The 24,725-nt window shown below is 73.2% G+C and carries 25 protein-coding genes; 17 read left to right on the top strand and 8 right to left on the bottom strand.

Annotation, left to right across the window (positions count from 1 at the left end; genetic code table 11):
* Positions 1–4: 4 nt before the first annotated feature.
* From FHU40_RS25685 to FHU40_RS25715, 7 genes are all read left to right on the top strand, one after another.
* Entirely contained in the window at positions 5–280 is a 276-nt protein-coding gene (locus tag FHU40_RS25685; protein WP_183595364.1) for a hypothetical protein, read from the top strand.
* Positions 273–1,148, top strand: a complete 876-nt coding sequence (locus FHU40_RS25690) for an FAD binding domain-containing protein (protein WP_183595365.1) — start codon at positions 273–275, stop codon at positions 1,146–1,148. Before FHU40_RS25685 ends, FHU40_RS25690 begins: the two co-directional genes overlap by 8 nt.
* Positions 1,145–1,657 (top strand): (2Fe-2S)-binding protein, encoded by a 513-nt coding sequence (locus FHU40_RS25695; RefSeq protein ID WP_183595366.1) that lies wholly within the window; start codon positions 1,145–1,147, stop codon positions 1,655–1,657. The genes FHU40_RS25690 and FHU40_RS25695 overlap by 4 nt, the downstream gene beginning before the upstream one ends.
* The gene (gene pucD / locus FHU40_RS25700; RefSeq protein WP_221200315.1) at positions 1,654–4,008 is read left to right on the top strand and encodes a xanthine dehydrogenase subunit D; all 2,355 of its coding nucleotides are present in this window, start codon (positions 1,654–1,656) and stop codon (positions 4,006–4,008) included. Before FHU40_RS25695 ends, pucD begins: the two co-directional genes overlap by 4 nt.
* A 23-nt stretch (positions 4,009–4,031) precedes the next feature.
* Positions 4,032–4,607 carry a thiamine pyrophosphate-binding protein gene (locus FHU40_RS25705; RefSeq protein WP_183595367.1) on the top strand — a complete coding sequence of 192 codons (576 nt, stop codon included), beginning with the start codon at positions 4,032–4,034 and terminating at the stop codon, positions 4,605–4,607.
* Positions 4,604–5,218 (top strand): thiamine pyrophosphate-dependent enzyme, encoded by a 615-nt coding sequence (locus FHU40_RS25710; protein ID WP_183595368.1) that lies wholly within the window; start codon positions 4,604–4,606, stop codon positions 5,216–5,218. Before FHU40_RS25705 ends, FHU40_RS25710 begins: the two co-directional genes overlap by 4 nt.
* Positions 5,219–5,319: 101 nt before the next feature.
* Complete coding sequence (locus FHU40_RS25715) at positions 5,320–5,955, top strand: dihydrofolate reductase family protein (RefSeq protein WP_183595369.1); 636 nt, start codon at positions 5,320–5,322, stop codon at positions 5,953–5,955.
* A gap of 31 nt (positions 5,956–5,986) precedes the next feature.
* On the opposite strand, the gene FHU40_RS25720 is transcribed toward FHU40_RS25715, so the two are convergent.
* Together FHU40_RS25720 and FHU40_RS25725 are read right to left on the bottom strand one after the other, a co-directional pair.
* Positions 5,987–6,568, bottom strand: coding sequence for a GNAT family N-acetyltransferase (locus FHU40_RS25720; protein WP_183595370.1), 582 nt, complete (start codon positions 6,566–6,568; stop codon positions 5,987–5,989).
* Between the two features lie 47 nt (positions 6,569–6,615).
* Positions 6,616–7,302 carry a winged helix-turn-helix transcriptional regulator gene (locus FHU40_RS25725; protein ID WP_183595371.1) on the bottom strand — a complete coding sequence of 229 codons (687 nt, stop codon included), beginning with the start codon at positions 7,300–7,302 and terminating at the stop codon, positions 6,616–6,618.
* A 138-nt stretch (positions 7,303–7,440) separates the two neighbouring features.
* On the opposite strand from FHU40_RS25725, the gene FHU40_RS25730 reads away from it, so the two are divergent.
* Positions 7,441–8,262, top strand: a complete 822-nt coding sequence (locus FHU40_RS25730; RefSeq protein WP_183595372.1) for a class I SAM-dependent methyltransferase — start codon at positions 7,441–7,443, stop codon at positions 8,260–8,262.
* An 87-nt stretch (positions 8,263–8,349) separates the two neighbouring features.
* On the opposite strand, the gene FHU40_RS25735 is transcribed toward FHU40_RS25730, so the two are convergent.
* From FHU40_RS25735 to FHU40_RS25745, 3 genes are read right to left on the bottom strand one after another with little or no spacing between them, the layout of a single operon-like run.
* The gene (locus FHU40_RS25735; protein WP_183595373.1) at positions 8,350–9,762 is read right to left on the bottom strand and encodes an NAD(P)/FAD-dependent oxidoreductase; all 1,413 of its coding nucleotides are present in this window, start codon (positions 9,760–9,762) and stop codon (positions 8,350–8,352) included.
* Positions 9,749–11,056, bottom strand: coding sequence for an aspartate aminotransferase family protein (locus FHU40_RS25740; protein WP_183595374.1), 1,308 nt, complete (start codon positions 11,054–11,056; stop codon positions 9,749–9,751). The genes FHU40_RS25735 and FHU40_RS25740 overlap by 14 nt, the downstream gene beginning before the upstream one ends.
* Positions 11,057–11,085: 29 nt before the next feature.
* Positions 11,086–12,600: a CoA-acylating methylmalonate-semialdehyde dehydrogenase gene (locus FHU40_RS25745; RefSeq protein ID WP_183595375.1), complete on the bottom strand. Its 1,515-nt coding sequence runs from the start codon at positions 12,598–12,600 to the stop codon at positions 11,086–11,088.
* 82 nt (positions 12,601–12,682) lie between these two features.
* On the opposite strand from FHU40_RS25745, the gene FHU40_RS25750 reads away from it, so the two are divergent.
* Complete coding sequence (locus tag FHU40_RS25750) at positions 12,683–14,278, top strand: PucR family transcriptional regulator (protein WP_183595376.1); 1,596 nt, start codon at positions 12,683–12,685, stop codon at positions 14,276–14,278.
* 112 nt (positions 14,279–14,390) lie between these two features.
* Here FHU40_RS25750 and FHU40_RS25755 read toward each other — a convergent pair whose 3' ends face one another.
* The gene (locus FHU40_RS25755) at positions 14,391–15,032 is read right to left on the bottom strand and encodes a LysE family translocator (protein WP_183595377.1); all 642 of its coding nucleotides are present in this window, start codon (positions 15,030–15,032) and stop codon (positions 14,391–14,393) included.
* A 45-nt stretch (positions 15,033–15,077) separates the two neighbouring features.
* Complete coding sequence (locus FHU40_RS25760) at positions 15,078–15,518, bottom strand: nitroreductase family deazaflavin-dependent oxidoreductase (protein WP_215525723.1); 441 nt, start codon at positions 15,516–15,518, stop codon at positions 15,078–15,080.
* 75 nt (positions 15,519–15,593) lie between these two features.
* Here FHU40_RS25760 and FHU40_RS25765 point away from each other — a divergent pair, with 75 nt between their 5' ends.
* From FHU40_RS25765 to FHU40_RS25800, 8 genes are all read left to right on the top strand, one after another.
* Positions 15,594–16,823, top strand: a complete 1,230-nt coding sequence (locus FHU40_RS25765; protein WP_183595379.1) for a YibE/F family protein — start codon at positions 15,594–15,596, stop codon at positions 16,821–16,823.
* Between the two features lie 26 nt (positions 16,824–16,849).
* Positions 16,850–17,947: a carbohydrate kinase gene (locus FHU40_RS25770; protein WP_183595380.1), complete on the top strand. Its 1,098-nt coding sequence runs from the start codon at positions 16,850–16,852 to the stop codon at positions 17,945–17,947.
* Positions 17,944–18,870 (top strand): pseudouridine-5'-phosphate glycosidase, encoded by a 927-nt coding sequence (locus FHU40_RS25775; RefSeq protein ID WP_183595381.1) that lies wholly within the window; start codon positions 17,944–17,946, stop codon positions 18,868–18,870. The genes FHU40_RS25770 and FHU40_RS25775 overlap by 4 nt, the downstream gene beginning before the upstream one ends.
* A 310-nt stretch (positions 18,871–19,180) precedes the next feature.
* Positions 19,181–19,330, top strand: a complete 150-nt coding sequence (locus tag FHU40_RS25780; RefSeq protein ID WP_183595382.1) for a hypothetical protein — start codon at positions 19,181–19,183, stop codon at positions 19,328–19,330.
* A 46-nt stretch (positions 19,331–19,376) separates the two neighbouring features.
* Positions 19,377–20,561 carry a cytochrome P450 gene (locus FHU40_RS25785; RefSeq protein WP_183595383.1) on the top strand — a complete coding sequence of 395 codons (1,185 nt, stop codon included), beginning with the start codon at positions 19,377–19,379 and terminating at the stop codon, positions 20,559–20,561.
* Positions 20,558–21,037 carry a TetR family transcriptional regulator gene (locus FHU40_RS28675; protein WP_183595384.1) on the top strand — a complete coding sequence of 160 codons (480 nt, stop codon included), beginning with the start codon at positions 20,558–20,560 and terminating at the stop codon, positions 21,035–21,037. Before FHU40_RS25785 ends, FHU40_RS28675 begins: the two co-directional genes overlap by 4 nt.
* A gap of 14 nt (positions 21,038–21,051) precedes the next feature.
* A complete protein-coding gene (locus FHU40_RS29800) occupies positions 21,052–22,704 on the top strand; it encodes a DUF429 domain-containing protein (RefSeq protein ID WP_183595385.1) in 1,653 nt (550 codons plus the stop codon).
* Positions 22,705–23,600: 896 nt separating this feature from the next.
* Positions 23,601–24,308, top strand: coding sequence for a hypothetical protein (locus tag FHU40_RS25800; protein WP_183595386.1), 708 nt, complete (start codon positions 23,601–23,603; stop codon positions 24,306–24,308).
* 90 nt (positions 24,309–24,398) lie between these two features.
* On the opposite strand, the gene FHU40_RS25805 is transcribed toward FHU40_RS25800, so the two are convergent.
* Positions 24,399–24,656 (bottom strand): cold shock domain-containing protein, encoded by a 258-nt coding sequence (locus FHU40_RS25805; RefSeq protein ID WP_343058021.1) that lies wholly within the window; start codon positions 24,654–24,656, stop codon positions 24,399–24,401.
* Positions 24,657–24,725: the final 69 nt, after the last annotated feature.

A 24,725-nucleotide genomic window follows, 5' to 3' on the forward strand; every position in this document is an offset into this window, starting at 1 on the left:
AGACATGGCTGACAACGAAGAGCTGATCCGGCTGGTCAACGAGTACACCGCCGTGCGCGTCGGCGTCGACCGCAGCGGCGCCAGCCCCCGGCTCCGGATCTCCAGCGACCGGACCGGTGACCAGGTGGTCCTCGACGCCACCGCGCTGGAGGCGATCGCCTCGCTCGACCACGAGCGGATCGGCCTCCTGGTCGGCGTCTTCAGCGAGACCGGCGACGCCGGGGACCTCGTCGAGCGCCTCGCGGAGGACCGGCGCGCGCCGGGGTCGCCGGATGAGTAGGGCCGTGCCCGGGTACGTCCGCCCGGCCACCCTCGCCGAGCTCCTCGAGCTCCGCGCCCAGCACCCGGACCGGATGCTGCTCGCCGGCGGCACGGACGTCATGGTCGCCGTCAACTTCGGCCGGCTGCGCCCGGCGGGCGTGATCGACGTCGGCGGCGTGGCGGAGCTGCGGCGGTGCACGATCGACGACGACCTCGTCCGCATCGGCGCGGCTGTCACCTTCGGCCGGATCGAGGCCGAGCTGCCCGACGTGCTGCCGGGCCTGGTCCGCGCCGCGCGCGGCGTCGGCTCGCCCCAGATCCGCGCGGCCGCGACGCTCGGGGGGAACCTCGGGACGGCGTCGCCCGCAGGCGACGCGCACCCCGCGCTGATCGCGCTCGACGCCCGCGTCGAGGTCGCCTCGACGCAGGGGACCCGCGAGGTTCCCGCCCACGAGTTCTTCGTCGGCCCGGGCCGCAGCGTGCTGGCCGACACCGAGGTGATCACCGCGGTGACGGTGCCGCGGACGGCCCGGTCGCGCCAGGAGTTCGCGAAGATCGGCACCCGCAACGCGATGGTGATCGCGGTCGCCTCGCTCGGGCTGGTCATCGACCCCGAGCGGCGGCGCGTCGGGGTCGGCCTGGGCTCGGTGGGCCCGACGCCGATCCGCGCGACGGCGGCGGAGGAGTTCCTGGCCGCCCGGCTGTGGCCGGAGCCCGACGCCGAGCAGGCGCCGCTCCCGCCCGAGGTCCGGCGGGACTTCGCGGCCGAGGTGCGCCGCTGCGCCCACCCGATCGACGACGTGCGCGGCACCGCGGCGTACCGGGCCCACACGATCGAGGTGATGGCCCGCCGCTGCCTCGGCTGGTGCCTGGACGGTGCGGCATGAGCCAGGACCTGAGCCAGGAGCTGAGCCAGGACCTGAGCCTGAACGTGAACGGACGCGACTACGAGCTCGAGGACGTGCCGGTCGCGACCAGCCTGCTGAGCGTGCTGCGGGACCGGATGGCCCTGTACGGCGCGAAGAACGCCTGCGAGCAGGGCGAGTGCGGCTCGTGCTCGGTATTCCTCGACGACGACGTGGTCTGCTCCTGCCTGGTCCTGGCGGGGCAGGCCTCCGGGCGCACGGTGCGCACCGTCGAGGGACTCGACGACGACCCGGTGGGAGGCCGGGTGCGCCGCGCGATGGTCGAGCTGGGCGGGGTCCAGTGCGGGTTCTGCACCCCGGGCTTCGTGGTCACCGCGACCGGTATCCTCGGCGCGGACCCCGACGCCGACGAGGACGCGATCCGCGAGCGGCTCGCCGGCAACCTGTGTCGCTGCACCGGCTACACCAAGATCATCGAGGCGATCCTGCAGGCGCGCACGGCGCCCGTCGACGAGGAGGCGGACCGGTGAGCGGCCAGCAGGCGCCGGCGGACCTGACGCGCGACACGGGGGAGGCTTCTCCGGGCGTCGGCTCGTCGCTGCGCCGCCCCGACGGCGACCTCAAGGTGCGCGGGCAGTTCGCCTTCTCCTCCGACCTGTCCGCCCCCGACATGCTGTGGGGTCACACGGTGCGCAGCCCGCACCCCTACGCCCGGATCGTTCGGATCGACACCCGGCGGGCCCGGCGGGCCGACGGCGTGGTCGCCGTGCTCACCGCGGCCGACGTGCCGGGCCGCAACGGCTTCGGGCTGGTCGTCAGCGACCAGCCGGTGCTCGCCTCCGACGTGGTCCGCTACGTCGGCGACCCGGTCGCGCTGGTCGCCGCGGAGACGCCGGAGGCTGCCCGGCTCGCCGCGGCCCTGGTCGAGGTCGAGTACGCCGAGCTGGAGCCGGTGCTGAGCCTGGAGGCCGCGCTCGCGCCGGGTGCGCCGTACCTGCACCCGGACGGGAACCTGGTGCGGGCCATCGACATCCGGCGCGGCGACGTGGACCGGCACGCCGCCGACGCCGTCGTCCGCGGCACCTACACGGTCGGCATGCAGGACCAGGCGCCGCTCGGCACCGAGTCCGGCCTGGCGATCCCCGACGCCGACGGCGGCGTGCACCTGCTGGTCAACAGCCAGTGGATCCACGCCGACCGCAACCAGTTGGCCGCCGTGCTCGACCTGCCGCCGGCCAGGATCGACGTGACCCTCGCCGGCGTCGGCGGCGCGTTCGGGGCGCGCGAGGACATCACCCTGCACGCCCACCTCTGCCTGCTCGCGCTGGCCACCCGGCGGCCGGTGAAGATGGTCTACTCCCGCGAGGAGTCCTTCCTCGGGCACGTGCACCGGCACCCGGCCGTCCTGCGCTACGAGCACGGCGCGGCCGCCGACGGCCGCCTGCTGTACGTGCGCTGCTCGATCGATCTCGACGGCGGCGCCTACGCGTCGACGTCGTGGGCCGTGGTCTCGAACGCCGCCGCCTTCGCGGTCGGCCCGTACGTGTGCGAGGACGTCGACATCCGGGCCCGGGTGGCCTATACGAACAACCCGCCCTGCGGCGCGATGCGCGGCTTCGGCGCGGTGCAGGCGGCGATCGGCCACGAGGCCCAGATGGACCGCCTCGCCGACGCGCTCGGCATGGACCCGATCGAGCTGCGGCTGCGCAACGTGCTCGACGAGGGCGACCTGATGCCCACCGGGCAGCCGCTGCGCGGCAGGTTGCCGGCGCGCGCCATCCTCGAGTCGCTGCGCGACCTCCCGCCGGTCGCCGACCGGACCGACGACGGATTCGGCCCGATGTCCGGCGGGCTGCTCCGGGTGCCGGGCGGCGTGGGCAACGTGACCCACGGCGAGGGCATCCGGCGCGGGGTCGGCTACGGGATCGGCTTCAAGGCCGGCGGCATGCCCGAGGGGATCCGCGACTACTCGACCGCGCGCGTCCGGCTGTTCCCGATCGGCGGCGAGGTGGTCGCCCAGGTGCAGACCTCCGCGGCCGAGATCGGCCAGGGCGTCAACACGATCGCGGTGCAGATCGTGCAGACCGAGCTCGGGGTCGCCGACGTGATGGTGCTGCCCGCGAACACCTCGGTCGGGTCGGCCGGATCGTCCTCGGCGAGCCGGCAGACCTACATGACCGGCGGCGCGGTGCAGGCGGCCTGCCGCGCGCTGCGCGAGCGGCTGATCGACCTCGCCCACGAGCGCTACGGGCACCGGGCCGACTCGCTCCTGGAGCACGGGCACGAGGTCGTGCTGCGCGACGGGGCGCTGCTCGCGGGGCCGGAGCAGCACGTCGCCCGGCTCACCGACCTGGTGCCCGACGACGGGCTCGAGGAGGTGCGCCGCTTCGACCACCGGGCCACCACGCCGTACGGCGTCGACGGGCAGGGCGAGCCGCACATCCAGTTCATCTTCGCGGGCCACCGGGCCGTCGCCGACGTCGACGTCGAGACCGGGCTGACCCAGCTCGTCCAGCTCGACGTGGTCCAGGACGTCGGCCGGGCGTTGAACCCGGTCGCCGTCGAGGGCCAGATGCACGGCGGCACCGCGCAGGGCGTCGGGCTCGCGCTGATGGAGGAGATCCAGGTGTCCGGGGGGCGGATCCGCAACGCCTCCTTCACCGACTACCTGATCCCGACCGTCCTCGACATCCCGCCGATGACCACGACCATTTTGGAGATCCCCGACCCCGAGGCGCCGTACGGCGTCAAGGGCGCCGGCGAGCCGGCCACGATCTCGAGCACCCCGGCCGTCGTCAACGCGCTCCGGCGCGCCAGCGGCCGGGACCTGTCCCACGTCCCGGTGCGTCCCTGGGACCTCATCGCAGTCGAGCAGAGCTGACTCGAGCAGAGCAAAGGAGAGACATGGCAGCGCCAGTCCAGCAGTCCGGACCGGAGGCCGAGCACGACCAGGCCCAGCCGACCGGCGACATCCCGGCGTACGCCGCCGCCTTCGTGGCGGCGCTGCGCACGGCGGGGGTGTCCCTCGTCGGGACCCTCCCCGAGTCGCTGCTGAAGTCCGTGTACGTCGCGATCGACCGGGCCGAGGACATCCGGCTGGTCCGGGTCAGCAACGAGCAGGACCTGCCCGGCCTGCTCGCCGGTGCCTACCTCGGCGGCAAGCGGGCGCTGATGATCACGGAGAACTCCGGGCTCCGGCAGGCCTGCGAGCCGATCACGCGGCTCGCCTTCGCGCACCAGATCCCGCTCGTGATGGTCGTCAGCTACCGCGGCGACTTCGGCGAGCCGAACTGGTGGGGCCACAACCACGCCCAGGTGATGGGCCCGCTGCTCGACGCGCTGCGGATCCCGTACCGCGTCGTCGACCGGGTCGACCAGCTCGACACGGTGATCGAGAAGGCGTTCGTGCACGCCGACGCCAGCCAGTGGCCGGTGTGCCTGGTGCTGACCGGCGAGTGCATCGAGGGAGGACTGTCATGAGGCGGGTCGACGTCGCGCGCGTCCTGGGTGAGGAGACGACGACCGAGGACCTCTTCGTGTCCTCGATCGGGGGCATCCTCGACGACTGGTGGAACCACCGGCCCGGCGGCGAGGACAACACCATGTCGGTGAGCATCCTCGGCTCGGTCAGCTCGACCGCCCTCGGCCTGGCCATCGCGCTCCCGCACCGGCGGGTCGTCGCGATCGAGACCGACGGCTCGATGCTGATGAACCTCGGCGTCCTCTGCACCCTGGGCGCCGAGCGGCCCCCGAACCTGACCGTCGTCGTCCTGGACAACGGCCTGTACGAATGCATCGGGAGCGCGCCGACGCTCACCTCGCGCAACGCCGACCTCGAGCAGATCGCCACCGGCGCCGGGTGTCTCAACTGCGTGACCGTGCACGACGAGGAGATCCTGCGCGAGGTGCTGCGCAGCCAGCTCGACGACGACGAGCTCGGCTTCGTGGTGGCCAAGATCGAGCCGGGCATGCAGGTGTGGCCAGCCGAGAAGAAGCGCTACACCGACGGCGTCGAGGACAAGTACCGCTTCATCCGACACGTGGAGCGGCTCGAGGGGATCGTCGTGCACGCGTCGTCCCCGCACGTCTGAGGTCGGCGCGGTCCGCGGCCACCGATGAGAGTCCGCGGCCGCGCCGGTCAGTTCCTCCGGAGGAGACTGCACGGCGCAGTCACGAGTCGAGGAGCGCGCGGATGTCACTGACCCGGGTCCACAACCTGTCCATCTCGCTGGACGGCTTCGCCACCGGCGAGCCGCAGTCGCTCGAGGCGCCGTTCGGACATGCCGGCGAGCGCCTGCACGGGTGGATGTTCGGCACCCGGTTCTGGGACGCCGGCGGGAGCGCCGGCGTCGACGACGCCTTCGCGCAGCGCCACAGCCAGGGCATCGGCGCCGAGATCATGGGCTCCCACAAGTTCGGCCCGCCCGGCTGGCACGACGACCCGGAGTGGCGCGGGTGGTGGGGGCCGAACCCGCCGTTCCACACGCCGACGTACGTGCTCACCCACCGCCCGCGGCCGCCGCTCGAGATGGCGGGCGGCACCACCTTCCACTTCCTCGACGCGACCCCGGCCGAGGCGCTCGCGGTGGCCCGCGAGGCCGCCGGCGGCCAGGACGTCCGGATCGGCGGCGGCGCCACCATCGTCCGCGACTTCGTCGCCGCCGGGTTGGTCGACCTCATGCACCTGGTGCAGGTGCCGATCGTGCTCGGCCGCGGCGTCCGGATCTGGGACGGCCTGGAGGCCCTCGAGGACGGCTACGACATCGAGGCGGTCTCCGCTCCCAGCGGCGTCACCCACCTCACCTTCACCCGCCGGGCCACCGCCTGACAGGCCCAGCATCGAGGCCCAGCATCGAGGCTCAGCCGACCTGCCGGTCCCGCCACTCCTCCGCGAGCAGCGCGTAGCCGTAGCCGTCCAGCCAGCCCCGGGTGCGGTGCAGGGACTCGCGCACGTTGTGCGCCTCGCGGCGCATGCCGAGCCGCTCCATGATCCGCCACGAGGCGACGTTGTCGGCGAAGCAGAGCGCGGTGACCCGGTGCAGCCCGAGCGGCTCGAAGCAGACCCGCAGCAGGGTGGCGGCCGCCTCGGTCGCGTAGCCCTGCCCCGCGTGCTCGGGCGCGATCACCCAGCCCAGCTCGGCCTGTCGGCCCCGGGCCCGGTCGGCGACCTCCTCCTGCGCCCAGGGCGACTCGATGCGCAGCATCAGGTCGCCGACCACGGCGCCGTCGCGCTCGACCACGAGCGTCGCGGCGAACCGGTCGGGCTCGGCGAACAGCCCGGCGTACTCGTCCCGGTCGCGCACCAGCCGGTGCAGCCACTCGCCGACCTCGGGGAGGCGCCGGTAGGCCCAGGTCGGGTCGAGGTCGTCGGCGGTGGCGGGGCGGATCGAGAGGCGCTCGGTGCGCACCGGCCAGTCGACGGCGCTCAGGTCCTGGGGCATGCGCCGATCCTGCCCGACCGGGGCGGGGGTTCGGCACCGACTTTTCCCTAGGCCGGCTCGCGCAGCGGGTGCGGCACCGCGGCGGTCGCCATCTGGCCGAGCCACGACGGGACCGCACGGCGTACGTCGGAGGGCGCCTCGATCCGCACGTCGCCGGTGCGCATCGCGTCGTCCCAGGTGCGGTCGACCCGCCACAGCCGGACCATCGTGCCCAGGGTCGTGGTGACGGTCGCGGTCACGTCGAAGCCGGGGTCGAAGTCGCAGACGTCGGCGTCCTCGCCGTTGACGCACAGCCACCACGAGGCGGTGCGCGCGGGCTGGTCGGTGAAGTCGAAGCGCACCACGGTGCGGCGGCGCGGCCACGCGTCGAGCGGCACGGTGCGGCGGATGTCCCAGAGCAGCAGGTGCGGGTCGAGGTCGTCCTCGCCGAGCGCGCCGATCCAGCGGATCCCCCAGGCGCCCAGCGCCTCGACCACCGGCCGCAGCTCCTCGCCGCACTCGGTGAGGCGGTAGCTGGTGCGGCCGCCGACGACGTCGCGCTGGATCACGCCCGCGCGCTCGAGCGTGCGCAGCCGCTTGGACAGCAGCGCGGGCGACATCTTGGGGTTGCCGCGGCGCAGCTCGTTGAAGTGGGTGCTGCCCGCCAGCAGCTCGCGCACGACCAGCAGCGTCCACCGCTCGTCGAGCACCTCCATCGCCTTGGCCATCGGACAGAACTGGCCGTACGTCGCCATCCAGCACCTCCCCCGGCGCTCCGCGCCTCCACCAGTAGACGCCCGGAAGGGCGCCGGGCACCAGTACAGATCGTGAACCGGGGCCGATACAGACTCGGCACTAGAGGCCGGGGCGGCTCGGGGCGGACGCTCTCTGGCATGACTACTGACACCACCACCAACACCACCAACACGACCCAGACCCCCACTCCGCTCTGGGCTCTCGGCGACTACCACGCCGTGGCCACCGAGGTGATCGCGCCGCTCGGCCGGCGCCTGGTCGAGGCCGCCGGGATCGGCGCGGGCCAGCACGTCATCGACGTCGCGGCCGGCACCGGCAACGCCGCGCTGCCCGCAGCCGGCACCGGCGCCGACGTGGTCGCTTCCGACGTCACCCAGGCGCTGCTCGACGTCGGGCAGCGGGCCGCAGAGGCGCAGGGACTCGACCTCGACTGGCGAGCCGACGACGCCCAGGCGCTGCCCTACGACGACCACGAGTTCGACGCCGCGATCTCCTGCGTCGGCGTGATGTTCGCGCCGCGCCACCAGGACGCCGCCGACGAGCTGGTCCGCGTCGTCCGACCCGGCGGCCGGATCGGGCTGGTCAGCTGGACGCCGGAGGGCTTCATCGGGCAGATGTTCGCGACCATGAAGCCGTACGCCCCCGCCCCGCCGCCGGGTGCGCAGCCGCCGCCGCTGTGGGGCGCGGAGCCGCACGTGCGCGACCTGCTCGGCGACCGGGTCTCCGGCGTCGAGGCGGTCCGCGAGCGGCTGCCGGTGAGCCGCTTCGCGACGGGTGCGGACTTCCGCGACTTCTTCAAGGCCACCTACGGCCCGACGATCATGGTCTACCGCACGCTGGCCGACGCGCCGGAGCGGGTCGCCGAGCTCGACTCCGCCCTCGCCGCCCTGGGCGACGCGGCGCTGGCCGACGGCCGGATGGAGTGGGAGTACCTGCTGCTCACCGCCACCCGTACCTGAGCACCCGTGGGACGTCATACGGACGGAGGAAGGGGACACACTGTCCGTATGACGTCCCGGCGGCGTCGGTCGAGAGCACGCGGTCACTCATGAGTCGAACCCCAGTCCCATCGCGTCGAGCGAGCGCAGCCACAGGTTGCGCCGGCCCTCGCGGTGGTCGGCGCGGTCCAGCGACCAGCGGGTGGCGTTGATGCCGATCGCCGCGAGCGGCTCGGGCGGGAACGGCAGCGGCTTGCGGCGCACCATCGCCAACCGGGTCCGCGGCGTGGACAGCCCGGAGAGCCGGTCCAGCATCACCTCGGCGGCGAACCGGGTGGCGCCCACGCCCAGGCCGGTGAAGCCGGCGGCGTAGGCGATCCGGCCCCCCGCAGCCAGTCCGTGGAACGCCACGAACTGGGTCGAGGTGTCGATCGCCCCCGCCCAGCGGTGCGTGAACGCCACGCCCTCCAACTGCGGGAAGGCCGCGAGGAAGTGCGCGGCCAGGCGCCGGAACGTCTCCGGCCGCTCCTCGTACGCCGCGCGCACCCGACGACCGGCGTGGTAGACCGCGTCGTACCCGCCCCACAGGATCCGGTTGTCGGCGGTGAGCCGGGCGTAGTGGAACTGGTTCGCCAGGTCGCCCAGCCCCTGCCGGTTGGCCCAGCCGATCGACGCCAGCTGCGAGTCCGACAGCGGCTCGGTCATCAGCACGTAGTCGTAGACCGGCACCGTCATCAGCCGGGTGCGGCGCAGCAGCGACGGGAACACGTTGGTCGCGAGCGCGACCCGGTCGGCGGTGACCGTGCCGCCGGTGGTGTGCACGACGACGGGTCCGCGAGTCGGCGTGTCGAGTCCGGTCACCCGGGTCCGCTCGTGGATCTCCACGCCCAGGTCGCTCGCCACTCGCGCCAGCTCGCGAGCCAGGCGCGCAGGGTGCACCAGCGCGCAGGTGTCGCGCTCCCAGTCACCGCCGAGGAAGAGCGGGCTGTCGATCTCGGCTCGGACCGCGTCGGCGTCCAGGAAGCCCGGCTCGTCGCGCAGCCATGCGAGCTGGTGCGGCTCCACCGCGACCGTGAGCGACCCGGTGCGCTCGAGCTGGCAGTCGATGCCGAGCTCGCAGACGTCGGCCTCGAGGGCGTCGAGGTTCTCCCGGCCGAGCCGCTCGATCTCGTCGTACTCGTCGGGCCAGCGGCCGCGGCCGTTCTCCTCGCCGTGGGTGAGGCTCGCCTCGCAGAAGCCGCCGTTGCGGCCCGACGCGGCCCAGCCCACGGTCGCGGCCTCGAGCACGACCACCCGGGCGCCGGGATTGCGGCGCTTGGCGAGCACGGCGGTCCAGAGTCCGCAGTAGCCACCGCCGATCACCGCGAGGTCGGCGTCGGTCGCCCCGCTCAGGGGTGCGTACGTCGTACCCGGCGCGTCCTCGAGCCAGAAGACCGCCTGTCGCGAGCCCGCGAGCGCTGCGTCGACGGCAGCGCTCGCGGGTGCGTTCCGCTCGTAGGCGGTCGGGCTAGGCCCCGACATGCTGGTCGCCGGCCTTGAGCGCCTCGTCGAGGATCGCGAGCCCCTCGCGGGCCTCGTCGTCGCTCATCGTGCACGGCGGCACCACGTGGATCCGGTTGGTGTTGGCGAAGGGCAGCAGGCCCGCTGACTTGCACGCCGCCACCACCTCGTTGAGCGCGGCCGGCGGCAGCATCGCCTTGGTCGCGCGGTCGGTCACCAGGTCGAGCGCCCAGAAGGCGCCGACGCCGCGCACGTCGCCCACGCACGCGTGCCGTTCGGCGATCGCCGCCAGGCCGGGGCCGAGGATCTCGCGGCCGAGCCGGTCGGCGTTCTCGACGATGCCCTCGTCGCGCATCGTCTGGATGGTCGCGACGGCGGCCGCGCAGGCGAGCGGGTGCCCCGAGTAGGTGAGGCCGCCGGGGTAGGGCCGGTGGTCGAAGGTCGCCGCGATCGGGTCGCTGATGATCACGCCGCCGAGCGGGACGTAGCCGGAGTTCACGCCCTTGGCGAAGGTGATCAGGTCCGGGACGACGTCGTACCGGTCCAGCGCCAGCCAGCTGCCGGCGCGGCCGAAGCCGGCCATCACCTCGTCGAGGATCATCACGATGCCGTGCCGGTCGCACAGCTCGCGGACGCCGGCGAGGTAGCCCGGCGGCGGCGCGAAGATCCCCGCGGTGCCCGGGATGGTCTCCAGGATGATCGTGGCGATCGTGTCGGGTCCCTCGGCCTCGATCGTGCGGCGCAGGTGCGCGAGTGCGCGGTCGCACTCCTCCTGCTCGGTGCTCGCGTGGAACTCCGAGCGGTAGCGGAACGGGCCGAAGAAGTGCACGACCCCGTCGGTCGCGGTGTCGTTGGCCCAGCGGCGCGGGTCGCCGGTCACGTTGATCGCGGTCTGGGTGCCGCCGTGGTAGGAGCGGTACGTCGACAGCACCTTGAACCGCCCGGTGTGCAGCCGAGCCATCCGGATCGCGTGCTCGTTGGCGTCGGCGCCGCCGTTGGTGAAGAACACCTTCTCGAAGCCGTCGGGCGCCAGTCCGGCGATCAGCTCGGCCGCCTGGGCGCGCTGCTCGTTGGCGTGCTGCGGCGCGATCGTGCACAGCCGGTCGGCCTGCTCCTTGATCGCCGCCACGACGCGCGGGTGCTGGTGGCCGATGTTGGTGAAGACCAGTTGGCTGGAGAAGTCCAGGTAGCGACGGTCCTCGTCGTCCCACACGTAGGACCCGCGCGCAGCGGTGATCACCATCGGGGTGATCTCGGCCTGCGCGGACCAGGAGTGGAAGACGTGCTTGCGGTCCAGGTCGTAGGCGGTGCTCATGGTCCTCTTCTCTCGTCGTGGGGGGAGCTTCAGTGGTTCTTCGGGAACGCCAGCTCCAGCCCGCCCGCGGTGCCCGGGTCGGGCCAGCGGGTGGTGACGACCTTGCCACGGGTGAAGAAGTGCACGCCCTCGGTGCCGTGGGCGTGGGTGTCGCCGAAGAGCGAGGCCTTCCAGCCACCGAAGGAGTAGTAGGCCATCGGCACCGGGATCGGCACGTTGACGCCGACCATGCCGACCTGCACGTCGTGCTCGAACGCGCGCGCCGCGCCGCCGTTGCCGGTGAAGATCGCGGTGCCGTTGCCGTACCGGTTGGCGTTCACCAGGTCCAGCGCCTCCTGGTAGGTGTCCGCGCGGACCACCGAGAGCACCGGGCCGAAGATCTCGTCGGTGTAGACGCTCATCGACGGGGTGACGTGGTCGAAGAGGGTGGGGCCGAGCCAGAAACCGTCCGCCTCGCCCTTCGCGTCGACTGCGCGCCCGTCGACGACCAGGGTCGCGCCCTCGGCCTCGCCGCCCTCGACGTACGACGCGACCTTGTCGCGATGGGTGCGGGTCACGAGCGGGCCCATGTCCGCCTCGAAATCGGGCTGGGCCTGGGCGCCGTCGCCGATCTCGAGGGTGCCGGTGCGCTCGGCGATCTTCTCCACCAGCCGATCGCCGATGTCGCCGACCGCGACGACGACGCTGATCGCCATGCACCGCTCACCGGCCGAGCCGTAGCCGGCGCTGACCGCGGCGTCGGCGGCCAGGTCGAGGTCGGCGTCGGGCAGCACGACCATGTGGTTCTTCGCGCCGCCGAGGGCCTGCACCCGCTTGCCGGTCCGGCTGGCGCGCTCGTAGACGTACTCCGCGATCGGCGTGGACCCCACGAAGCTGATCGCCGCGACGTCGGGGTGGTCGAGCAGGCCGTCGACGGCGACCTTGTCGCCCTGGAGCACGGTGAAGACGCCGTCCGGCAGGCCGGCCTCCCGCCACAGCTCGGCCATCCAGATCGAGGCCGAGGGGTCCTTCTCGCTGGGCTTGAGGACGACGGCGTTGCCGGCCGCGATCGCGATCGGAAAGAACCACATCGGGACCATCGCGGGGAAGTTGAACGGGCTGATGATGCCGACCACGCCGAGCGGCTGGCGGATGCTCTTCACGTCCACGCCGGTGGAGACCTGCGGGGAGTTGCCGCCCTTGAGCAGGTGCGGGATCCCGCACGCGAACTCGACGACCTCCTGGCCCCGCGACACCTCGCCCAGCGCGTCGGAGCGCACCTTGCCGTGCTCGGCGGTGATGATCGCGGCCAGCTCCTCCTTGCGGGAGTTCAGCAGCTCGCGGAACCGGAAGACCACCTGGGTCCGGGCGCTCACCGATCGCTGCGCCCAGTCGAGGCCGGCCTTCCGGGCCGAGGCGACCGCCGCCTCGATCTCCTCCGGTCCGGCGAACGCGACCCGGCCGGTCACGCGGCCGGTGGCGGGGTTCGTGACATCGCCGGTGCGGCTCTCGTCGCTGCCGGGGTGTGCCTTGCCGTCGATCCAGTGCGGGATGAGCGTCGTCATGCCGCTCATCGTGGGCCCCGTCGCCGCCGCGGACCAGGGTCGTACTGTCGCGAGATCGTCGATCCATGCGACAGTACGTCGCATGCCGGTCACCGTTCGCGACGCGCTCGCCCTCGACGCGCTCGCCGCCGGCGATCCGGTCGTGCTCAGCGGCGAGGCGTCCCTGGACCGCCGGCTGCGCTGGGTGCACGTCTCCGAGGTCCGCGACGTCGCCGCGGTGCTGGTCGGCGACGAGCTGGTGCTGACCACGGGCCTCGGCATGGCCGCCTCGGCCGCGGCCGCGGCGGACTTCGTCGACCAGCTCGTGGCCGTCGGTGCGGCGGGGCTGGTGATCGAGCTGGGCCCCGCCTACCCGTCGGTGCCCGACCTCGCGCTGCGCCGGGCCCGCGCCGCCGCGCTGCCGGTGGTCGTGCTGAACCGCAAGGTGCGCTTCGTCGAGGTGACCGAGAGCGTGCACCGCGCGATCGTCGCCGAGCAGTTCGACGAGCTGCGCAGCGCCTTCGACGTGCACCAGACCTTCACCGAGCTCGGCCTGGCGAGGGCGCCGATGGCCGGGCTCGTGGAGGCGGCGGCGGACCTGGCCGGCGGGTCGGTGGTGCTCGAGGACCTGTCGCGGCGGGTGCTGGTCGCGGCCGCCCGCGCCGAGCCGGTCGACCGGCTGCTCACCGACTGGGAGCGGCGCTCCCGGCTCACGCCGTACCTGCGGGTGACGGGGTCCGGCGGCCCCGAGCGCTGGCTGACGACCCCGGTCGGGATCCAGGGCGGGGCCTGGGGTCGGCTGGTACTGCCCGGGCCGCGCGCGACCCGCGACGACGGTCGCGCCCGGCTGGTGCTGGAGCGGGCCGCGCAGGCACTCGAGCTGGGCCGGATGATCGAGCGCGACGACACCGCGATCCAGCTGCGCGTGCACGGTGGCTTCCTGCTCGACCTGCTCGACGAGCGGCTCGGCTCGGAGGCCGCGGCCGCCGCGCGGCTGCGCGCGCTCGGGGTGCCGGACCGGGCCGGCGGGTCGGGGTACGTCGGCGCCGTGGCGCGGCCGCGCGAGGAGCTGCCCACCGACGTCGGTGCCGCCCAGCGGCGGATGGTGCGGCTGAGCGAGCAGGTGCACCAGGCGCTCACCGCGGCCGGCGCGACCGGGCTGGTGGGCGTGCTCGACGGCGGGCACGTCGGCGTGCTGCTCACCGAGGAGGACGTGCTCGACCGGCTGGCTCGCGAGCTGCGCGTGCTCGAGCCCGACGCGGTGCTCGCGGCCGGCCAGGGCGTCGACCGGGTGCTGGCCGCCGCCGCCTCGCTGCGCTCGGCCCGCGTGGTCGCCGACGTCGCCGCCAGGCTGCCCGCCGTTGACGGCTGCGCCCGGCAGGCCGACATCCGGCTGTCGGGCCTGCTGATGTCGCTGCGCGAGGACGCCCGGCTCCAGGAGTTCGCCGAGGCCGAGCTGGGCACGCTGCTCGAGCACGAGGCCCGGCACGGCGGCGGGCTGGTCGACCTGCTGCGCCAGTTCCTCGCGGTCGGCGGCAACAAGGCCGAGCTGGCCCGCGTCGCCCACCGCAACCGCACCTCGCTCTACCCGGCCCTGCGCCGACTCGAGGAGCTGGTCGGCCACCCTCTCGACGACCCCGCCTCCCGGCTCTCCCTCGGGGTGGCGCTGCTGGCCTACGACCAGGGCCGGCAGCTGTAGGGGGTCGGCCTGCGGTTTTGGCTGCTGACAGCCGAAACCCGCACGGCGCGCCGTGTCGCATGGGCGTGTCGCACGGGTTCTGGCTGCTGACAGCCGAAACCCGCAATCGGCGCTACTCGGACGCCGCCATCGTCGCGCCCAGCCCGATCATCATCACCCCGCCGGCCACGCCGAGCCGGTCGAGCCGCTGGGGACGCCGCGCGAACCAGTCGCGCGCCTTGCTCGCGGCCAGCGCCCAGGCACTGTCGGAGCACACCGCCATCGCGCCGAAGACGGCGCCGAGCAGCGCGATCTGCATCCCGGTGTGGCCGGCGGGCTCGTTGACGAACTGCGGCAGGAAGGCCACGAAGAACACGATCGTCTTCGGGTTCGTCAGCCCGACCGTGAAGCCGATCCGCAGCGAGCGCCGCGCGGAGGCCCGCGCGACGGCCAACTGGTCGACCGCACCGAGCGCAGCCCGCGCGTCGGCGCGGTGCCGGATCGCCTGGATGCCGAGCCAGACGACGTACGCCGCGCCCGCGACCTTCAGCACCACGTAGGCCTGGGCGCTGGCGGCGACGACCGCGCCGAGCCCGACGGCGACCAGGAACACCTGGGTGGTCACGCCCAGCGCGTTGCCGACCACCGAGAGGAGGGCGTCGCGGCGGCCGACGGTCAGCGCCCGGCCGATCGTGAAGAGCAGGCTCGGGCCCGGCACCTGGATGAAGAGCGCGCTCGCGATCACGAAGGCGAGCCACTGGCTGGTGGTGGGCACGCGAACATTCTGGTGCCGGCCGGGCCGGGCGGCCAGCGGATTCCGTCAGGTGGCGTCGCGCAGGGTCAGCCGCACCAGGGGGATGTCGGTGCCGGAGAGCTCGGCCATGGTGGCCGAGAGCCGCCGCCAGGCGCGCGGGTGCCGGCGCGCGTAGTCGGCGAGCACCCGGTCCCGCTCGCCGCGGTCGAGCACCGCGGCCGTGGCCGGGTGCCGGGTCCGGCCGAGGGTGACGTGGCACGCGGGCGTCGCGACCACGTTGCGGAACCACTGCGCGCGCGGCCCGAACCCCGACGCCACGATCACCGCCGTGGGGGCCTCGCGGGCGACCACCTCGAGTACGACGTACCGGGCCTGCCCGGACGAGCGGCCGACGTGCTCGAGCAGGAGCAGCCGCCCGCCGAACAGCCGGCCCCAGCCGTGCCGGAAGAGCGGGATCGGCGTGCGGACCAGCCACCGCGTCGACAGTGCCCGGCTCGCGAGGCTCACCCGACGAGGATGCCAGATCGTGGACCGGGCGACCGGCCGTGCGCGGGCGCACCGTCGATCGGGGAGGATGCCTCCATGGGCGCTGGACACTCGCACGGGTCGCATCGCGCGGGCCGGGGCGGTGCCGATGACGGCCTCGAGGTCCCGCGCACCCCGCGCCTGGTGCTCCTGGTGTCGCTCGGACTCGCGGGGATCGCCACCGTGGTGGGCCTGATCGCGCTGTGGCCCGACGGCGGCGAGGTCGACCGGATCAAGGAGGGCGCTCCGTTCGCGGTGCCGGGGGTGACCTTCCCGACGGCGACCGTCGACTCCGTCGGCAGCCCCTGCACCGCGGAGGAGATCGGTCGCGGGGGCGACTGCGGCCGGATCCGGGTGACGATCGACGAGGGCGCGGGCGAGGGCGACCGGGCGACCCTGGACGTCTCGCCGCAGGTCATGGAGTCCGGCCTGACCGCCGGCGACCGGGTCAAGGTCCAGCGGTCCCCCGCCGCGGACGGCGGCGACGCGGCGTACTCCTACTTCGGCACGGTGCGCTCCGGCCCGCTGCTGGTGCTGACGCTGGTCTTCGTCGGGCTGGTGCTCGTGGTGGCGCGCTGGCGCGGGCTGTTCGCGCTGTTCGGCCTGGTCTTCAGCGGCCTGGTCATCTGGCGGTTCGTGCTGCCCGCGCTGCTCACCGGTGGACCCGGCGTCGCGATCGGGCTCACGGGCGCGGCGCTGATCCTCTTCGTCGTGCTCTACACGACGCACGGCTTCTCCCTGCGCACCAGCACCGCGCTCGCCGGCACCCTCGTCGGCGTCGCGCTCACCGCGGGCATCGGCGTGGTCGCGACCTCGGCCACCCGCGCGACCGGAGTCGCCGACGAGCAGGCCGGGATCCTGTCGGCCCTCGTCGGCGACCTCGACTTCCAGAGCCTCTTCGCGTGCGCCGTGCTGATCGCCGGGCTCGGCGTCCTCAACGACGTCACGATCACCCAGTCCTCGGCCGTGTGGGAGATCCGCGCGGCGGCGCCGGGGATGGGCCGCGCGGAGGTGTTCGCCAGCGGGATGCGGATCGGCCGCGACCACATCGCGTCCACGATCTACACGATCGTGTTCGCCTACGCCGGTACGGCGCTCGCCGTGCTGCTCGTGCTGCAGCTGTACGGCCTGCCGGTCGAGGACCTGCTCACCACCGAGGACATCACCCAGGAGCTGGTGCGCACGCTCGCCAGCAGCATCGGCCTGGTGCTCGCCGTCCCCCTCACCACCGCGATCGCGACCCTGGTGGTGGCGAGCGCGCGTCCTCGCGAACCTGTTGCTTATTGAACTGAAGCAGACTTATGCTGACAAGCATGAGCCTGACCGACCGGGAGCGCGAGATCGTCGCGCTGCTGCGCCGTGACCCGCTGATCGGCTCCGAGGCGATCGCCCAGGAGCTCGGCACCACCCGCGCCGCCGTGAACGTCCACCTGTCCAACCTCGGCAAGAAGGGCGTCATCCTCGGCCGCGGCTACGTGCTCAGCGAGCAGCAGTCGGTGGTCGTCGTCGGTGGCGTCAACATGGACGTGAAGGCGCGCAGCCGCCGCGCCGTGGTGTCCGGCACCAGCAACCCCGGCACGTCCGCGATGTCGGCCGGCGGGGTCGGTCGCAACATCGCCGAGAACCTCGCCCGGCTCGGCACCCGCACCCACCTGGTCGCCGCCATCGGCGCCGACGGGCTCGGCGACCAGGTGCTCGCCGCGACCTCGGCCGCCGGCGTCCACGTGGAGCACGTACGCCGCTCCGCCCGCGCGACCGGCACCTACACCGCCGTCCTCGACGCCAACGGCGAGCTCGTCGTCGCGGTCTCCGACATGGCGGCGACCGACGAGCTCGACCCCGACCACGTCAACGCCGCGCGCGACCTGGTCGCGGCGGCGTCGCTGGTCGTGCTCGACGGCAACCTGGCCACGGCGACCCTCGACTTCGCGCTCGACCTCGCCACCCGGGCCGCCGGCCGCGTGGTCCTCGAGCCGGTGAGCGTCCCGAAGGCCGCCCTGCTCGCACCGCTGCTCGACGCCGACCGGCCGATCTTCGCGGTCACCCCCAACCGCGACGAGCTGGCCGCGCTCACCGGGCTGCCGACCCGCACCGACCTCCAGGTCGAGAAGGCCGCTCGCGCGCTGCACGACCGCGGGGTCGAGCTGGTCTGGGTGCGGCTCGGCTCCGGCGGCTCGCTGCTCAGCGGCCCCGCCGGGCTGGTCACCCTCGACGCCGTGCCGACCGAGGTCGTCGACGTCACCGGGGCCGGCGACGCGATGCTCGCGGCCTTCTGTCACGCCCTGCTCGACGGTGCCGAGCCGGCCGCGGCGGCGGCGTACGGCCACGCCGCGGCCGCGCTCACCATCGCCAGCCCCCACACCGTCCGCCCCGACCTCACCGATCGACTCGTCAGGAGCACCACCGCATGAACGCAACTCCGCACCCCGCCCTGCAGATGTCCCCCGAGGTCGCCGACGCTCTCGCCGCCGGCCGGCCGGTCGTCGCGCTCGAGAGCACGATCATCAGCCACGGCATGCCCTATCCCCAGAACGTCGAGATGGCCACCGAGGTCGAGGGCATCGTCCGCGACCACGGCGCGACCCCGGCCACGATCGCGATCCTCGACGGCCGCATCTGCGTCGGTCTCTCGCCCGAGCAGCTCGAGGTGCTGGCCAGCGACGACGACGTCGCCAAGGTCAGCGTCCGCGACCTGCCGTACGTCGTCGCGCGGCGCGCCCACGGGGCGACGACCGTCGCCGCGACGATGCGGGTGGCCGCGATGGCCGGCATCCGGGTCTTCGTGACCGGCGGCCTCGGCGGTGTCCACCGGGGCGCCCAGCAGACCTTCGACGTCAGCGCCGACCTGACCGAGCTCGGCCAGACCTCGGTCGCGGTCGTCTCCGCCGGCGTGAAGTCGATCCTCGACATCGGTCTCACCCTCGAGACGCTCGAGACCCTCGGCGTGCCGGTGCTGGTCAACGGGGCCGACGAGTTCCCGTCGTTCTACTCCCGTTCCAGCGGTTTCGACGCCCCGATGCGCGTCGACGGCCCGGGCGAGGTGGCCGACGTGATGCGCGCGAAGTGGGACCTCGGCCTGGCCGGCGGCATCGTGATCGCCAACCCGATCCCCGCCGAGGACGAGATCCCGGCCGACGAGATCGGCGTGATCATCGACCGGGCGCTGGCCGACATGGACGAGCTCGGCATCCACGGCAAGGACGCCACGCCGTACCTCCTCGGCCGGATCGTCGAGATCACCGCGGGCGCCTCCCTGACCGCCAACATCGCGCTGGTGCGCCACAACGCCCGCCTCGGCGCGGCCATCGCGGCGGCGTACGCCGGCACCGCCTGACGAGTGCCCACGGCTCGACCCACCTGACGTGAGTGTCGCGTTCCGGCCCGGATCGGAGCACTCCGGTCAGGTACGACGCGACCGAGCCGACCGCGCGAGGGCAGAAAGTTCGGATCCGGAGGCAACCGGGGAGCTTACTGGGGCGTACCCCCTGAGCGACCGGATCCGAAGCAGAGACGCTGAGGCACCTCAGTTCTCGTCGTGAGCGACGTATCTGGCCGCGATATCGGGACTCCTCCCGATGTCTGGACAGCACCTCATCGGGGAGCGTGACTGACCACCGGATCCCCCCACTCACGAGAAGGCAGTCATGAACCCCCTCAGCGTCAACCCCGCGATCGCCCTCGACCACGCGCTGCGCGCCGAGTCGGTCGACCGAGCGGCCCGCAGCCGCCGGACCCGCCGGGTGCTGCACGCCGCGCGCACCGCCCGGGTGGCCCTGGAGCGCGTCGAGCGCTGACCCGAGAAATTGGACAAATCTTCTGATTTGTCTCACTCTGGTCGGCATGTACCAGCCGGCCACGCCCGAGACCTGGGCCCGCCCGTGGTCGATGTACGCCGACCTGCGCGACCACGACCCGGTCCACCACGTCGACCGCCCCGGCGGCCGTGACTACTACGTGCTGTCCCGGCACGCCGACGTGCTCGCGGCCGCGATCGACACCGCGACGTACTCCTCGGCGAGCGGCCTCACCGTCGAGTACGACGAGCTGGAGCGGATCGGCCTCGCCGACAACCGGCCGCTGGTGATGCTCGATCCTCCCGACCACACGGCCTTCCGCAAGCTGGTGGCGCGCGGCTTCACCCCGCGGCAGGTGCGCACGGTGGAGCCCCAGGTGCGCGACTTCGTCGTCGAGCGGATCGAGCGGGTGCGCGCGGTCGGGGAGGGCGACATCGTCGCCGAGCTCTTCAAGCCGCTGCCGACGATGGTGGTGGCCCACTACCTCGGCGTGCCCGAGGGCGACCGCGACCGCTTCGACGAGTGGACCCACGCCATCGTCGGCGCGAGCTCGGCCGGCGCGGCGGGCGCCGTCTCGGGCGCGGCGGAGGCGGTGGCGGAGCTGATGGGCTACTTCGCCGAGCTGGTGGAGCGCCGGCGGGTCGAGCCCGGCGACGACACCGTCTCCCACCTGGTCGCGGCGGGCGTCGGCGACGACCAGGCCGGCCTCCTCTCGATCCTCGCCTACGTCTTCACGATGGTCACCGGCGGCAACGACACCACGACCGGCATGCTCGGCGGCGCGGTGCAGCTGCTCGACCAGCGCCGCGACCAGCGCCGGATCCTGCTCGACGACCCGGCGCGGATCGGCCCGGCCGTCGAGGAGCTGCTCCGGCTGACCAGCCCGGTGCAGGGCCTGGCGCGCACCACCACGACCGACGTCGAGCTGCACGGCACGACCATCCCCGCGGGCCGCAAGGTCCTGCTGCTCTACGCCGCGGCCAACCGCGACCCGCGCCGCTACGGCGCCGACGCCGACGAGCTCGACGTCCGCCGCAACCCCGGCCAGCTGCTCACCTTCAGTCAGGGCAGCCACCACTGCCTCGGCGCCGCGGCCGCGCGGATGCAGGCCCGGGTCGCGCTGGAGGAGCTGCTCGCCCGCTGTCCCGACTTCGCCGTCGACCTCGACGGGGTCGCGTGGGCGCCCGGGCCCTACGTACGCCGCCCCACGACCGTGCCGTTCACGCCGTGACCACCGACCGGATCCTCGACGCGGCGGCCGGGCTCTTCGCCGAGCGGGGCGTCGACGCCGTCGGGATGGGCGAGATCGCGCGGGCCGCGGGCTGCTCGCGGGCGACGCTCTACCGCTACTTCCCGGACCGGCGCCGGCTGCACGTCGCGTTCGTGCAGCGGGAGGCGCGCCGGATCGGGGCGCTGCTGCCGGCCGGCGACCCGGTCGAGGCGATCCTCCACGCGCTGGCGCAGGTGCGCGCCCGGCCCGAGTTGCTCGCCTGGTTCGGCGCGGCCGACGCCGGCACGACCGCGGAGATCGCCCAGTCCGACGCGGTCATCGGGATGCTCCGCCCCGACGCGGGCGACGAGGAGACCGCCCGGTGGCTGGTCCGCGTCATCGTGTCGCTGCTGATCGTGCCCGGGCGCGACGAGGCCGAGGAGCGGGCGATGGTCGAGCGGTTCGTCGTGCCCACGCTCGCACCGCGGGTCCGATAGGGCAGTCTGGGCGCGTGTTCTACGTCGGCATCGACCTCGCCTGGGGTGAGAAGCAGCGCACCGGCCTGGCCGTGCTCGACGCGGACGGCCACCTCGTCCACCTCTCCTCGGTGCACACCGACGAGGAGATCGGCGACGCGCTCGCGCCGTACGTCGAGGGCCCCTGCGTCGTCGGCATCGACGCCCCGCTGATCGTCACCAACCCCACCGGGTCGCGGGAGGCCGAGCAGGCGCTCAACCGTGACTTCCACCGGTTCGAGGCCGGCGCGCACCCGTCCAACACCGGCAAGCCGGAGTTCGCCGGCGGCCTGACCCGCGGCGCCCGGATCTGCAGGCAGCTGCGGCTCGACATGGACCCACGCTCGGGCCGCGAGCGGCGCGCGATCGAGGTCTACCCACACCCGGCGACGATCGTGCTCTTCAACCTCGCCAAGACGCTGAAGTACAAGGACAAGCGCGGCCGCGCACTCGACTCGCTGCGCGCCGAGCTGCTGCGGCTGATGGACCACCTCGAGCGGATCGTGCCGCCGGACCCGACCTGGCGGGCGCTGCGTGCGCAGGTCGAGGCGGCCACCCGCAAGAGCGAGCTCGGCCGCGCCGAGGACCAGGTCGACGCGGTGGTCTGCGCCTACGTCGCGCTGATGGCGGACCGCTGGCCGAAGCGGCTGACGACGTACGGCTCCTTCGAGCAGGGCTACATCGTCACGCCCACGCTGCTCGACACCCACGGCGCGATCCAGCAGGCGGTGGCGGAGTACGCCGAGCGCCAGCCGCAGCTGGTCGCCGTCGCGGCGGAGTACGTCGAGCAGGTCACCGGCCTGCTCGACGAGGCGGGCATCAACTACCTGTCGGTCGCCGGCCGCGCCAAGAGCGTCGACTCGTTCGCCGCCAAGGCGGCGCGCACCGTCGACGGACTGCCGGCGTACTCCGACCCGCTGCGCGAGATCGGCGACCAGGTCGGCGTCCGGGTGATCACCTACGTGCGCGCCGACGTGAGCGCGGTCGCGGACGTGCTCGGCGCCCAGTTCGACGTGCTCGACGACCGCGACCTCGGCAACGAGACCGCGAGCGAGGGCCGCTTCGGCTACGCCAGCCGGCACCTCCAGGTCGCGCGCGAGGACGGGCAGGTCGCGCAGGTGCAGGTGCGCACGGTGCTGCAGCACGCGTGGGCGGAGTTCGAGCACGACATCCGCTACAAGGGCAGCGTCCCGACCGAGCACGCCCGTGACTTCGACCGCCGCTTCACCCTCGCGGCCGGGCTGCTCGAGCTCGCGGACCAGGAGTTCACCACGATCCGCGAGCGGCTGCGCGGCGCCGCCGTCGGCGAGGTCGACGCCGCCGCCGAGGGCGTCAGCCCCCGCGAGCTCGCGGCGTACCTCGCGGGGCAGTACGCCGACGCCGAGTGGTCACGCCCCGACCACTACGCCTGGATCGCCGGCCTCCTCCCCGAGCTCGGCCTCACCACCCTCGCCGCCCTCGGCGACGTCCTCGCCGACGTCGACGCGGGCGAGATCGTCGCGCGCATGGACTACCGCTACCCGCCCGGCGCCGTACGCCGCCTCGACGACGCCCTCCTCTCGGCGTACGGCGACCGCTACGTCGACCTCCCCGGCAATGCCCACCGCCGCCCCCTCCTCGCCGTACGCCTGGAGAAGATGCGCGGCTGAAGAGGACGGTGGTTGAGGAAGGCGCGCTAGCGCCTGTCTCGAAACCACCGCGACCGGACGGCGTCCCGCCGTCACACCTCCGCTGCAGCGGCTGGAGCCGATTGCCTATCCAACCGATACCGCGCGATCTGCCGACCGCTGTACGCGCCGACGACGGCGATGGGGAGTCCGACGAGCACGGCCGACGTGTCTTCGAGACCGAGCAGATTCAGAACTCCGTAGTACGCCGCGCAGACCAAGGCCCCCAGCAGCAGAGTCCGCCGCAGGATGTGTGGGTACCTGCGCACCGTCCGCCAGGTCACGCGGAGCGGAGGCACCCGGCGAAGGTCGTTGCGCAACCACGCCACAAAGCCTTGCCGGTGGCGACCGCGATGCCGGAACACGCCCGGAGTGTGGCAGAAGACCCGCGATTTCGCGGATGAACCAGCGGAAGTTCTTGAGACCTGTGACGCTGCCACGGTGGTGAGATTCCAGGCGATCAACTTCTGGCCCGCGACCGGGCATCGAGATCGGCCTTGGGATGACGAGCCAGAGGTCGACGCGTGGCTGAAGTCGGCGCGTCGGGTGGAGGAGCTGTACAGCGAAGCCCTGCGGTCAGTGGATCTCACTGGACCGGTGAGCACGCTGCGCCTCCACACGTTTCCGGCCGACGACGGTGCCGCGACGATCCGTGCGGAGGTCCGGGTCGACCGGCCCGACGGATGGGAGTTCTGCGGTGTCTCCGTCCCGCCGGCTGTTGCTGCCCTGCCCGCGGGGGCTCGCGGTCGGCTGGTGTTCGAGGTGATCGACGCCGCCCTCACCGAGCTCGCACCACGGCGGGGCTGGCCGCCCGAGGTGCTGGCCGAGGCCCGCGAGTACGTGCGGGCTCGCGACCTGCGCTTCACCTGGTCGTCTCCATGGAAGGCGAGCCCGAGTCGAGCACTACAGGCCAGGTCGTACTTCCAACTCGCCGACGACGGTACGGACGCGTCGTCATCGAGATCCGGGACCGGAGGACCGAGGCGCTGGTTGCGCGGTCCCCGGAGGCGGTCGCGTACAGCACACTCGCCGGGTTCAAGCGGACGGCGCGGACCCTGCGCTGGGTCGACGGCGCCGTCGAGCTGGTGCCCTACATCGATATTCTCGGGCGAAGAGGGGCTCAGCTGCAGCTGGGCCCGAACGACGGCGTGGCGCCGCTCGTCCTGGTCGACGACGGCGAATCTGCGGCCGGTGAGCCGGCGCTCCCGACCGAGGTGGTTCGCTCCGGTGAGCCATCGGATTCACCGTCCATCGTCGTCCTCGGTGGTGGCCCGACTAATGAAGTGCCCGATGCCTACTTGGACGCGTTGCACGGCTGCCTGCTAGTGATTCAGGACAGTCACCTGGACTGGTGGTCGGATGCGGACCGTCAGCAGCTCGAGATCACCTACAGCTTCGGCGACGCCCCCGAAGTCCCGGTGACGCGCCGGACCAAGGACAAGCTCATCGCCCGCATCCATCGCAATCGCAAGACCCTGCGGGCAGCATCCGATCACGTACGGTTGGCACGCGCTGACGTCATCGCGCTCCTGAACGTGGTCGGCGACAAGATGCGCCTCGGCCCACCCCCTGACCTCCGAAGCTGACTGCGTCCCGCAGATTGCGTGCCGACGCGTCCTGCCCCAGTCGAAATGACGCACCCATCGCGGCAGATCCGGATGGTGGCCGCGCGGCCATCAGTCGATGATGTGCACGTCCTCAGCATGGTGGCGGCCGTGGTCGGCGACGCCGCCGCGCCATACGAACCTGACTCGTTGGCCCTCGTCGAGAACCCGGTAGCCCGCGCCCTTGATGTCCGAGAAGTGTACGAACAGAACTTCGCCATCGTCTGCCGTGATGCGGCCGTAGCCCTTCTCCTGTTTGAACCACCGCACGGTGCCGAAGCGCTCGACTCCATCGAGGTCAGGGCGCCGCACATCGAGGTCCTTGTCCACATGCCGATGCTACGAGCGGACGCACCCCGGCGGCCCCTGAGTTTCGCGGGTGGCAGCACTACCTCTTGC

This window comes from Nocardioides soli, from assembly GCF_014191495.1.
GTDB classification, from domain to species: Bacteria; Actinomycetota; Actinomycetes; order Propionibacteriales; family Nocardioidaceae; genus Nocardioides; species Nocardioides soli.